The following is a 12656-nucleotide window of genomic DNA, read 5'->3' on the forward strand; positions in this document are numbered from 1 at the left end:
ACCGCCGGTTCAGTTTGGGCGAGCCGGCAAGGCCCGCCGAATACATGGTTGGCCTTCTCAGGCCGCTTAGCTTAGCCCCAGCTCACGCCAAATTCGTAACACTTCCCGTCGTTCGGTCACAAATTGATCACCGGTAATGATTCCGGCCTCATTCTGCAACGCCTGCCGGTGAGCCGCGGAACGGTAGGCCTTGTAGACCTCGCGCAGCAGGCTGGCATCGCTCGCGGGCATCAGCCCGACTTGCTCCAGACCTTCCAGGATGCGGATGTTATCGGTATAGCGCAGCAGTGACGGGTGCTCTTCGGACCACGCCAGGGCCGCGTATTGCACCATAAATTCGATATCGACGATACCTCCGGCGTCCTGCTTGAGGTCGAACGGCGCCGTGGCTTCGAAGGCATTGGCTGCAGTTCCGGCGGCGGTCAGGCGGCTGCCCAGGTTGTCGCGCATCTTGGCCCGCATCTCGCTGACTTCCTGGCGCAGCTTGGGCAGGTCGCGTTTTTTCCCCAGCACCGCGGCCCTGACCTTTTCAAAGGCCTGGCCCACATCCTGGCTGCCCACCAGCACCCGCGCCCGCACCAGCGCCTGGTGCTCCCAGGTCCAGGCCTCGTTTTCCTGATAGCGGGCAAAGGCCCCCAGGGAACTCACCAGCAACCCAGACGCGCCGGAAGGCCGCAGGCGCATATCCACTTCATAGAGCTGGCCGGAGTTGGTCTGGGTGGTCAGCAGGTGAATGATGCGCTGCCCCAGCCGGGTGAAGAACTGCGCACCGTCTATGGGTTTGGGCCCGTCGGTTTCCGCCTGGGGGTCGCCATCATGGATGAACACCAGGTCCAGGTCGGAACCGTGGCCCAGCTCGATGCCGCCGACCTTGCCGTAACCGACAATGATGAAGCCCGGGTCGCACAAGGTGCCGTCGGTACGCAGCGGTGCACCGTGCTTGGACACCGTCTGGCGCCAGGCCAGGGCCAGCACCTGTTCCAGGATCGCTTCGGCGAGCCAGGTCAGGTAATCGCTGACTTTCATTAAAGGCAGGCTGCCGGCGATCTCCGAGGCGGCCACTCGCAGGCGGTGGGCCAGCTTGAAGTGGCGCAGGGCTTCCATCTGCTGCTCCAGGTCATCCTCGGGAATGCGCGTCAGGCGCTCGCGCAACTCGGCAGCCAGTTCCGGCGCCAGGGGCGGCTTGAACAGGCGCCCTTCGTTGAGCAGTTCATCCAGCAGCAGGGGGAAGCGGGTGATCTGCTCGGCGATCCACGGGCTGGCGGCGCACAAGGTCAGCAGACGACGTAGAGCCCCCGGGTTCTCGGTGAGCAGCACCAGATAGGCCGAACGCCGCGCCACGGCTTCCACCAGCGGCAGCACTCGCTCCAGCACCAGGTCCGGATTGGCGTGCTCCACCGCCTGGGCCAGCAACCGCGGAATAAAGGCATCCAGACGTTCGCGTCCCAGGCGCTGCATGGCACGTAGCTGCGGGCTGCCCCGCAGACCGGCCAGGGCACGCAGGGCCTTGGGCGCATCGACGAAGCCGCCCTCCTGCAACTGGCGGCAGGCGGCCTCCTCGTCCTGGGCTTCCTCCCACAACGGCAGCCATTCGCCACCCACCACCACTTCGCTTTCGGCGCCTTCATCCTCATCCGGGTCGGCGATGACCTGACGGAAGTGCCAATCTACCCGGCCGCGCCAGTGCATCAACTGTTCGTGGAAGGCGTTCCAGTCGGCAAAGCCCAGCATGAAGGCGATCCGCGCCTGATCCTGGGGATTGTCCGGAAGCATCTGCGTCTGGCGATCGGCGATGGCCTGGATCGCGTGCTCGGTATAGCGCAGGAACTCATAGCCTTCGCGCAGCTCGCTGATCACGGCAGGCGGCAGGTAGCCCTGCCCTTCCAGAGTGCCCAGCACCTTTAATAGAGGACGCTGCTGCAGGCTCAGGTCGCGTCCGCCGTGGATCAGCTGGAAAGCCTGGGCGATGAACTCGACCTCGCGGATCCCCCCCGAGCCCAGCTTGATATTGTCGGCCATGCCCTTGCGCCGGACTTCCTGCTGGATCAGCTGCTTCATGGTGCGCAGCGCCTCGATGGCGGAAAAGTCCAGGTAACGGCGATAGACGAAAGGCCGCAGCATGTCCAGCAACTGCGCACCGGCGGCCTGATCCCCTGCCACCACCCGGGCCTTGATCATGGCGTAGCGTTCCCAGTCGCGCCCCTGATCCTGGTAGTACTGCTCCAGCGCATTGAAGCTCAACACCAGGGCACCGGCAGAACCATAGGGCCGCAGGCGCATGTCGACGCGGAACACGAACCCGTCGACGGTCATCGGGTCCAGGGCCTTGATCAGGCGCTGCCCGAGGCGAATGAAGAACTCCTGATTATCCAGGGGCCGCTTGACGCCGACGGTCTCGCCGCCTTCGGGGTAGGCGAAGATCAGGTCGATGTCCGACGACAGGTTGAGTTCCACCGCCCCCAGCTTGCCCATGCCGAGGATCACCATCTGCTGCGGCTCGCCGCTACGCCCGCCGGTGGGCACGCCGAACTGCTGGGTGTGACGCAGATACAACCATTGATAGGCCTGGTCGATGCAGGCGTCGGCCAGATCGGAAAGGTCGCGGCAGGTCTGCACCAGATCCGCCTGGCGGGTCAGGTCGCGCCAGATGATCCGTACCTGCTGACGGGTGCGCTGGCGCCGCAGCACGCGCCCCAATTGATCCTCGCTCTCGGCCGCCTGCACCGCGGCGGCGATTTGCGCGCACAACTCCCCAGGCGCGAATGGGCGGTCCAGCTCGCCGCTGCGCACCAGCTCTAGCAACATCAAAGGGTCACGCAGGCTCTGTTCAATGACAAAGTCGCTGGCGGCGCCCACCCGGGCGAACTCCGCCCAGCGTTCGGCGCTCCAGTCGGCCAACCCGGGATCGCCTTCCAGGGCCGCGACGGCGCCACGCAACGACTGCTCTGCGCGGCTGACCAATGGCAAGAGAATCGCGGGGACGGGGGCAAGCGCGGGCAGGCTCATGGGCTATCCTTGATCGGCGTGGAAAATGCGGGCGGGGACGGATGTCGCGGGCAGGCCGCCTGATGGACTGTCGAACAAAAGTTAGAAATAGCTGAAAATAGGTTTTTTTTAGCAGCCGGCATTAATTTATTACCTATTCCCGTTAGCCATCGACCAACAGTAACGATTATTCTCACAACGCAGCAGGAGGCCACAAGCCGCTCTTCTGTAGTTTTACTACTCGTATATACATTCGAAAGGCTGAAATGGCCGACGATTTGTAGTAAAACTACACGCCGCTGGATCAACCTCCGGCAATCCAAGAATTTATAATCGTCTGCCCAAAAGGCCAGTCGCAAACTCAGGCAACCGATTCTGGAAGCCTTTCCGCCCTGGAGCAAGCCATGCAAGACCTCGATCCCGTCGAAACCCAGGAATGGCTGGACGCCCTGGAATCGGTTCTCGACAAAGAAGGCGAAGACCGTGCTCACTATCTGATGACCCGTATGGGCGAACTCGCGACCCGCAGCGGCTCGCAACTGCCCTACGCCATCACCACGCCGTACCGCAACACGATTCCCGTCACCCACGAAGCACGCATGCCTGGCGACCTGTTCATGGAACGCCGCATTCGCTCGCTGGTACGTTGGAACGCGTTGGCCATGGTCATGCGTACGAACCTGAAAGATTCTGACCTGGGCGGTCACATCTCCAGCTTCGCCTCCAGCGCCACCTTGTATGACATCGGCTTCAACTACTTCTTCCAGGCCCCGACCGACGAACACGGCGGCGACCTGATCTACTTCCAGGGTCACGCATCGCCAGGCGTCTACGCCCGTGCGTTCATGGAAGGCCGCATCACCGAAGACCAGATGAACAACTTCCGCCAGGAAGTCGATGGCAATGGCCTGTCGTCCTACCCGCACCCTTGGCTGATGCCTGACTTCTGGCAGTTCCCGACCGTTTCCATGGGTCTGGGCCCGATCCAGGCGATCTACCAGGCGCGCTTCATGAAGTACCTGGAAGCCCGTGGCTTCATCCCTGCCGGCAAACAGAAAGTCTGGTGCTTCATGGGCGACGGCGAGTGCGACGAGCCGGAATCCCTGGGCGCGATCTCCCTGGCCGGCCGCGAGAAGCTGGACAACCTGATCTTCGTCATCAACTGCAACCTGCAGCGCCTCGACGGCCCGGTTCGCGGCAACGGCAAGATCATCCAGGAACTCGAAGGCGTGTTCCGTGGCGCCCAGTGGAACGTCAACAAGGTGGTCTGGGGCCGTTTCTGGGACCCACTGCTGGCCAAGGACGTCGACGGCATCCTGCAGCGCCGCATGGACGAAGTCATCGACGGCGAGTACCAGAACTACAAGGCCAAGGACGGTGCGTTCGTCCGTGAGCACTTCTTCAATACCCCTGAACTCAAGGCGATGGTTGCCGATCTGTCCGACGACGAGATCTGGAAACTCAACCGTGGCGGCCACGACCCGTACAAGGTCTATGCGGCCTACCACGAGGCGGTCAACCACAAAGAGCAGCCGACCGTCATCCTGGCCAAGACCATCAAGGGTTATGGCACCGGCGCCGGCGAAGCGAAGAACACCGCGCACAACACCAAGAAAGTCGACGTCGACAGCCTGAAGCTGTTCCGCGACCGTTTCGACATTCCGGTGAAAGACGACGACATTGAGAACCTGCCGTTCTTCAAGCCAGAAGAAGGCAGCGCCGAAGCCCGCTACCTGAGCGAGCGTCGTGCCGCACTGGGCGGTTTCGTGCCGCAGCGTCGCGCCAAGAGCTTCAGCGTCCCGACTCCGCCACTGGATACCCTCAAGGCCATCCTCGACGGCTCGGGCGACCGTGAAATCTCCACCACCATGGCCTTCGTGCGGATCCTCGCGCAGCTGGTCAAGGACAAGGAAATCGGCCAGCGCATCGTGCCGATCATCCCGGACGAAGCCCGTACCTTCGGTATGGAAGGCATGTTCCGCCAGTTGGGCATCTACTCCTCCGTCGGCCAGCTCTACGAGCCAGTCGATAAAGACCAGGTGATGTTCTACCGCGAAGACAAGAAGGGCCAGATCCTCGAAGAAGGCATCAACGAAGCGGGCGCCATGAGCTCCTTCATCGCTGCCGGTACTTCGTACTCCAGCCACAACCAGCCAATGCTGCCGTTCTACATCTTCTATTCGATGTTCGGCTTCCAGCGTATCGGCGACCTGGCCTGGGCTGCCGGCGACAGCCGTACCCGCGGCTTCCTGATCGGCGGTACTGCCGGGCGCACCACCCTCAACGGGGAAGGCCTGCAGCACGAAGACGGTCACAGCCACATGCTGGCCGGGACCATCCCGAACTGCCGCACCTTTGATCCGACCTACGGCTACGAGCTGGCGGTGATCATCCAGGACGGCATGAAGAAGATGACCGAAGAGCAACAGGACGTCTTCTACTACATCACCGTGATGAACGAGTCCTACCAGCAGCCAGCCATGCCGGCCGGTGTCGAGGAAGGCATCATCAAGGGCATGTACCTGCTGGAAGAAGACACCCGCGAGGCCGCGCACCACGTGCAACTGATGGGCTCCGGCACCATCCTGCGCGAAGTTCGCGAAGCCGCGAAGATCCTGCGTGACGAGTTCAACGTCGCTGCCGACGTCTGGAGCGTGACCAGCTTCAACGAACTGCGCCGCGACGGCCTGGCCGTGGAACGCAGCAACCGCCTGCACCCTGGCCAGAAGCCGAAGCTGAGCTATGTCGAAGAGTGCCTGAACGGCCGCAAGGGTCCGGTCATCGCCTCCACCGACTACATGAAGCTGTTCGCCGAACAGATCCGCCAGTGGGTCCCATCCAAGGAGTTCAAAGTCCTGGGCACCGACGGTTTCGGCCGCAGCGACAGCCGCAAGAAACTGCGTCACTTCTTCGAAGTAGACCGTCATTTCGTGGTGTTGGCAGCCCTGGAAGCCTTGGCTGACCGTGGTGACATCGAACCTAAGGTCGTGGCTGAAGCCATCACCAAGTTCGGTATCAACCCGGAAAAACGCAACCCACTGGACTGCTGAGGAGACTTTCTGTGAGCGAACTCATTCGCGTACCTGACATCGGCAGCGGTGAAGGTGAAGTAATCGAACTGTTTGTGAAGGTCGGCGACCGTATCGAAGCCGACCAGAGCATCCTGACCCTGGAATCGGACAAGGCCAGCATGGAAGTGCCGGCCCCGAAATCCGGCGTCATCAAGAGCCTCAAGGTGAAGCTGGGCGACCGTCTGAAAGAAGGCGACGAACTGCTCGAACTGGAAGTCGAGGGCGCCGCTGCTGCGGCCCCGGCGGCTGCTCCTGCGGCAAAAGCTGAAGCCAAACCGGCGGCTGCTCCTGCCGCAGCGCCAGCCCCAGCCGCAGCCCCTGCTGCCGCTTCGGTTCAGCAAGTGCACGTGCCGGACATCGGTTCGTCGGGCAAGGCCCAGATCATCGAAATCCAGGTCAAGGTCGGCGACAAGGTCGAGGCTGATCAATCGCTGATCACCCTGGAATCCGACAAGGCAAGCATGGAAATCCCGTCGCCTGCCGCTGGCGTGGTCAAGGCCATCAGCGTCAAGCTCAACGACGAAGTCGGCACCGGTGACCTGATTCTGGACCTGGAAGTGGCGGGTGCTGCGGCTCCTGCTGCCGCTCCGGCCCAGGCTGCTGCTCCGGCCGCTGCCGCTGCGCCTGCTCCTGCAGCAGCCCCGGCTGCTCCAGTGGCTGACAGTGTTCAGGACATCCACGTTCCGGACATCGGTTCGGCCGGCAAGGCCAAGATCATCGAAGTGCTGGTCAAGGCTGGCGACAGCGTTGAAGCCGACCAGTCGCTGATTACCCTGGAATCCGACAAGGCGAGCATGGAAATTCCATCGCCTGCCGCTGGCGTGGTGGAAAGCGTTTCCATCAAGCTGGACGACGAAGTCGGCACCGGCGATCTGATCCTCAAGCTGAAAGTCAAAGGCGCAGCGCCTGCTGCTGCCCCGGCTCCGGCTGCGGCGCCAAGCGCTCCGGCTCCAGCCGCCGCTGCTGCCCCGGCTGCCGCTGCACCTGCTGCCGCCCCGGCCGCCGCACCTGCCAAGCCAGGCGCGAAAGTTCACGCCGGCCCGGCTGTGCGTCAACTGGCCCGTGAATTCGGCGTCGAGCTGAGCGCTGTCGGCGCCAGCGGCCCGCACGGTCGCATCCTGAAAGAAGACGTGCAGGTCTACGTCAAGGCCATGATGCAGAAGGCCAAGGAAGCGCCAGCTGCTGGCGGCGCAACCGGTGGCGCGGGCATCCCGCCGATTCCGGTCGTGGACTTCAGCCGCTTCGGTGAAATCGAAGAAGTGCCGATGACCCGCCTGATGCAGGCCGGCGCCGCCAACCTGCACCGCAGCTGGCTGAACGTGCCACACGTGACTCAATTCGACTCGGCCGACATCACCGAGCTGGAAGCTTTCCGCGTTGCACAGAAGGCCGTGGCCGAGAAGGCCGGCGTCAAGCTGACCATCCTGCCGCTGCTGCTCAAGTCCTGTGCCCACCTGCTCAAGGAACTGCCGGACTTCAACAGCTCCCTGGCGCCAAGCGGCAAGGCGATCATCCGCAAGAAGTACGTGAACATCGGCTTCGCCGTGGACACTCCGGATGGCCTGCTGGTACCGGTGATCAAGAACGTCGACCAGAAGAGCCTGCTGCAACTGGCGGCCGAGGCGGCTTCCCTGGCGGAAAAAGCCCGCACCAAGAAGCTGTCCGCGGACGAGATGCAAGGCGCCTGCTTCACCATCTCCAGCCTCGGGCACATTGGCGGCACCGGTTTCACGCCGATCGTCAACGCGCCGGAAGTGGCGATCCTCGGTGTTTCCAAGGCCACCATCCAGCCAGTCTGGGACGGCAAGGCCTTCCAGCCGAAACTGATGCTGCCACTGTCCCTGTCCTACGATCACCGTGTGATCAACGGCGCGGCCGCCGCACGCTTCACCAAGCGCCTGAGCGACCTGCTGGCAGACATCCGCACCATTCTGCTGTAACCCGCGTACCGGCCCTCCTGTCATGGGTGGGCCGGTAGCGCACGCTTTCCGAGCGCCACGCTCGTACCTCAACCCCGTCAATTTGGCGGGGCTTTTTTTGCCAGAAAAACGTCGCCAATTGCCCGTCAGTGCACGACGCCAAACAGCAAAAAAGTTACTTTGCAGAAATCCTTCTGCCTGCCGATACAGGTTTATAGCACTTAGCCTTCATCTTACTTGTCAGTCGATGCGCCATGATGCAACCTTGCCGCAGGCAACAGTAAAGAGGGCGTGAGCCCGGCGCGATCAGCAATTTCGAAGCGAGTTTCCCCATGAAAAGCCAACCCGATGCCGCCAGCCGTATGGCGGCCGAGGTAGTGACGCAGTTGCCTGTGCCCTCGCGGCTCGGCATGTTGCGTTTCGAACGGCTGAATGAAGCGAGCTGGGCGCTGCTGTTTCTCGATCCCAATTGCGAACGCCAGTTCGGCCTGCCCGCCGTCGAACTCTGCGCCCTGGTCGGCTCGCCCTATGCCAGCCTGATGGAGCCCGAAGCCCGCTATCAGTTGCACGACACCATCCAGCAGCAACTGAGCAACAGCTCCCATTACCTGATCCGCTATACCCTGCACACCGCCCAGGGGCCCTTGAGCATCCTCGAGCTGGGCGAAGCCTACAAACAGCACAACCGGCACCTGCTGCGCGGCTACCTGTTGGTGGTCGAAGGGCTGTTCAGCGATGCTTCGGCGCTGCCGGCACTGGATCTGGAAACCCAGAACACCCGCCTGCAGATCGCCCTGGAACTCAACCAGCGGGCCCAGCAGGAGCAATTGCAGCACCTGGAACGGGTGCGTGCGCAGCAGGATTTGATCCTGCTCCTGACCCGCCAGCGCTACAGCACCGGCAATTCGTTGAAGGAAGCTGCCGAACTGATTACCCGCAGCGCCTGCGACATCTACCAGATCGACTGCGCCAGCATCTGGAACCTGGAAGACCAGCAACTGGTGCCGATTGCCGCCTATCACCGCGGCCCCCAGGAATACCGCATGCCGGAGTCCATCGACGCCAGCAGCTTTCCCGACTACCTGGAAGCCCTGCACAGCTGCCGCGCCATCGACGCGCAGAACGCCATGCGCGACCCGCGAACCCGGGAGATGGCCGAAAGCCTGCGCCCGCGGGACGTCAACGCCATGCTCGACGCCAGCATCCGCATCGACGGCCAGGTGGTCGGGGTGCTGTGCCTGGAACAGACCGGCATGACCCGGGCCTGGCAGTCCGACGAGATCGCCTTCGCCGGCGAACTGGCAGACCAGTTCGCCCAGGTCATCAACAATCACAACCGGCGGGCCGCCACCAGCGCCCTGCACCTGTTCCAGCGCGCCGTGGAACAGAGCGCCAACGCCTTCCTGCTGGTCAATTGCGACGGCGTGGTGGAGTACGTCAACCCCAGCTTCACGGCGATCACCCAATACAGCACCGAAGAGGTCCATGGCCACCGCCTGTCCGAACTGCCGGCCCTGGAAAACCTCAGCGAGCTGCTGTTCGACGCTCCGTCCAGCCTGGCCAAGAGCAACAGCTGGCAGGGCGAGTTCAAGAGCCGGCGCAAGAACCTGGAGCCTTACTGGGGCCAGCTGTCGATCTCCAAGGTGTATGGCGACAACCGCGAGCTGACCCACTACATCGGCATCTACGAAGACATCACCCAGACCAAGCTCGCCCAGCAGCGCATCGAGCGCCTGGCCTACACCGACAACCTGACCAACCTGGGCAACCGCCCCGCCTTCATCCGCAACCTCGATGAACGCTTTGCCCGAGACAGCGATACCCCGATCAGCCTGCTGCTGGTGGACATCGACAATTTCAAGCGGATCAACGACAGCCTCGGCCACCAGACCGGCGACAAACTGCTGATCAGCCTGGCCCGGCGCCTGCGCAACAGCCTGAGCCCCAGCGGCAGCCTGGCGCGCTTCGCCAGCAACGAATTCGCCGTGCTGCTGGACAACACCGACCTGGAAACCGGGCAACAGATCGCCAGCCAGTTGCTGATGACCCTGGACAAGCCGATGTTCGTCGACAACCAGTTGATCAGCGTCACCGGCTCCGTGGGCCTGGCCAGTGCGCCGCTGCACGGCCGTGACCCGCAGACCCTGATGCGCAACGCCGGCCTGGCCCTGCACAAGGCCAAGGCCAACGGCAAGCACCAGGTGCAGGTGTTCACCGAGGCGCTGAACGCCGAGGCCAGCTACAAACTGTTCGTCGAGAACAACCTGCGCCGCGCCCTGACCCAGAACGAGCTGGACGTGTTCTACCAGCCCAAGCTGTGCCTGCGCAGCGGCCGCCTGCTGGGCATGGAGGCTCTGCTGCGCTGGAACCATCCGGAAAAGGGCATGATCCGCCCCGACCAGTTCATCAGCGTGGCGGAAGAAACCGGCCTGATCATCCCCATCGGCAAGTGGATAGCCCGCCAGGCCTGCCGCATGAGCAAGCAACTGACCGCCGCCGGCATGGGCAACCTGCACGTGGCCATCAACCTGTCGCCCAAGCAGTTTTCCGATCCGGACCTGGTGGCCTCCATCGCCAGCATCCTCAAGGAAGAACAGCTGCCCTCCTCGCTGCTGGAGCTTGAGCTAACAGAGGGCCTGCTGCTGGAAGCCACCGACGACACCCACCAGCAGCTGGAACAACTGAAAAAACTCGGCCTGACCCTGGCCATGGACGACTTCGGCACCGGCTATTCGTCCCTGAGTTACCTGAAGAAATTCCCCATCGATATCATCAAGATCGATCGCAGCTTCATCCACGAGATCCCCGACAACCAGGACGACATGGAAATCACCTCCGCGGTGATCGCCATGGCCCACAACCTGAAGATCAAGGTGGTCGCCGAAGGCATCGAGACCGCCGAGCAACTGGCCTTCCTACGCCGCCACCGCTGCGACGTGGGCCAGGGCTACCTGTTCGACCGGCCGATTCCCGGCTCCGAGCTGATTGCCAAGCTCAAGCGTTATCCTCGTGGCCCAATTGCCTGACAGCGCTGTAACACTCGGGCAAACTGCGTGTCTGATTAATTACTCGATCCCACCCTGACTGAGAGGACTGATCATGGTTCTGCGCTCGGAAATTCTGGTGAACAAAAACGTGCTACCGACCAAAGAACAAGCTCTGCCTGGCCGCGAAACCCCGATGACTCTGCCTGAAAAGCACTTTGTCTTCGAAGACACCCCGCTGCTTGGCCCGTTCTTCCAGGACGTCGACTTCGCGATCTTCGGCCTGGGCTGTTTCTGGGGCGCCGAACGCCGCTTCTGGCAGTGCGAGGGCGTGGTCAGCACCGTGGTCGGTTACGCCGGCGGCTTCACCCCGAACCCGACCTATGAAGAGGTCTGCTCGGGCTTAACCGGCCACACCGAAGTGGTGCTCGTGGTGTATGACAAGGCCAAGGTCAGCTACAAAGAACTGCTGGCAATGTTCTGGGAACTGCACAACCCGACCCAGGGCATGCGCCAGGGCAATGACATCGGCACCCAGTACCGCTCGGTGATCTACGCCACCAATCCGACCCAGCTGGAGCAGGCGCTGCACAGCAGGGACGTGTTCCAGGCGGAGCTGACCAAGGCCGGCCTGGGCACCATCACCACGGAAATCGAAGAAGCGCCGACCGTGTACTTCGCCGAGGCTTACCACCAGCAGTACCTGGCGAAGAACCCTGAAGGCTATTGCGGGATCGGCGGCACCGGCGTGACCTGCCCGATCTGAGTCCTTGGGCCGGCCAGCCGGCTCCTGCAACCTTCCGCAGGAGCTGCCTGGCCAGCGCCCCCTTACTCCGCGATCAACCAGTCCATCTGCCAGCCGCCCTGGGTCTGGCCGAGCTTCTTCGACAGCCAGGGCAGCAGCTCGCGCAACTCCTCTTCCAGGCCCCAAGGCGGGTTGGCGATCGCCAGGCCCGAACCGTTGAGGCTGTTGGGCGTATCCAGCGGATGCACCAGCAACTCCACCCGCAGCAGCTTCGGCGCACCGGTACCGGCCAGATCCTGGTAGAAACGTCGCAGGGCGCGCTGGTCCTTGACTGGGTACCAGATGGCCGCCACGGTCTGGCGCATGCGGCCAATGGCTTCCTTCAGCGAGGCCGCACAGCGCTGCATCTCGTCCAGTTGCTCGAAAGGCGGGTCGATGAGCATCACCGCGCGTTTTTCCGCCACCGGCAGCAGGGCCCGGGCCACGTGCCAGCCCTCGCCCAGGTGCACCGCTACCCGCCGGTCACCCTTCATGTTGTCCTTGAGCAGCAGGCCGTCTTCCGGGTGTTTCTCGTTGAGCAGCACCCGATCCTGGGAACGGGTCAGGCGCCTAGCCAGTTCCGGCGAGCCCGGGTAGTAACGCAACTCGCCATCGGGGTTCATCTTGTGCAGCACCTGCATGTAATCGGCGGTCAGCGCCGGCAGGTCCTCGTCGCCCCACAGGCGGGCGATGCCTTCCAGGTACTCGCCGGTGCGCGTGGCCTGGTCGCCCTTGAGGTCATACAGGCCGATACCGGCGTGGCTGTCGAGGTAGGCGAACGGCTGCTCCTTGCGCGACATCAGGGCGATGAGGCGGGTCAGGGTCAGGTGTTTGAAGACGTCGGCGTGATTACCGGCGTGGAAGGCGTGACGATAGTTCATGGTTGCTCCTGCGCAGGGGGGCAAGTTTACCC

The 12656-nt window shown here is 63.0% G+C and carries 6 protein-coding genes; 4 read left to right on the top strand and 2 right to left on the bottom strand.

Annotation, left to right across the window (positions count from 1 at the left end):
• Positions 1-66: 66 nt before the first annotated feature.
• On the bottom strand, positions 67-3006 hold the full coding sequence (gene glnE, locus M2395_RS31305; RefSeq protein ID WP_019093029.1) for a bifunctional [glutamate--ammonia ligase]-adenylyl-L-tyrosine phosphorylase/[glutamate--ammonia-ligase] adenylyltransferase: 2940 nt from the start codon (positions 3004-3006) through the stop codon (positions 67-69).
• Positions 3007-3389: 383 nt separating this feature from the next.
• On the opposite strand from glnE, the gene aceE reads away from it, so the two are divergent.
• The 4 genes from aceE to msrA all read left to right on the top strand — a co-directional run bounded on the left by aceE (position 3390) and on the right by msrA (position 11725).
• Positions 3390-6035 carry a pyruvate dehydrogenase (acetyl-transferring), homodimeric type gene (gene aceE / locus M2395_RS31310; protein ID WP_011058882.1) on the top strand — a complete coding sequence of 882 codons (2646 nt, stop codon included), beginning with the start codon at positions 3390-3392 and terminating at the stop codon, positions 6033-6035.
• 11 nt (positions 6036-6046) lie between these two features.
• A complete protein-coding gene (gene aceF / locus M2395_RS31315; protein WP_123431204.1) occupies positions 6047-7996 on the top strand; it encodes a dihydrolipoyllysine-residue acetyltransferase in 1950 nt (649 codons plus the stop codon).
• A 311-nt stretch (positions 7997-8307) separates the two neighbouring features.
• Complete coding sequence (locus M2395_RS31320; protein ID WP_011058880.1) at positions 8308-11001, top strand: GGDEF and EAL domain-containing protein; 2694 nt, start codon at positions 8308-8310, stop codon at positions 10999-11001.
• Between the two features lie 73 nt (positions 11002-11074).
• Positions 11075-11725: a peptide-methionine (S)-S-oxide reductase MsrA gene (gene msrA / locus M2395_RS31325; protein ID WP_077933253.1), complete on the top strand. Its 651-nt coding sequence runs from the start codon at positions 11075-11077 to the stop codon at positions 11723-11725.
• A gap of 62 nt (positions 11726-11787) precedes the next feature.
• Here msrA and M2395_RS31330 read toward each other — a convergent pair whose 3' ends face one another.
• On the bottom strand, positions 11788-12624 hold the full coding sequence (locus M2395_RS31330; protein ID WP_011058878.1) for a 23S rRNA (adenine(2030)-N(6))-methyltransferase RlmJ: 837 nt from the start codon (positions 12622-12624) through the stop codon (positions 11788-11790).
• Between the last annotated feature and the right edge of the window lie 32 nt (positions 12625-12656).

This window comes from Pseudomonas sp. BIGb0176 (assembly GCF_024810175.1).
In the GTDB taxonomy this organism is placed as follows: Bacteria; Pseudomonadota; Gammaproteobacteria; order Pseudomonadales; family Pseudomonadaceae; genus Aquipseudomonas; species Aquipseudomonas protegens.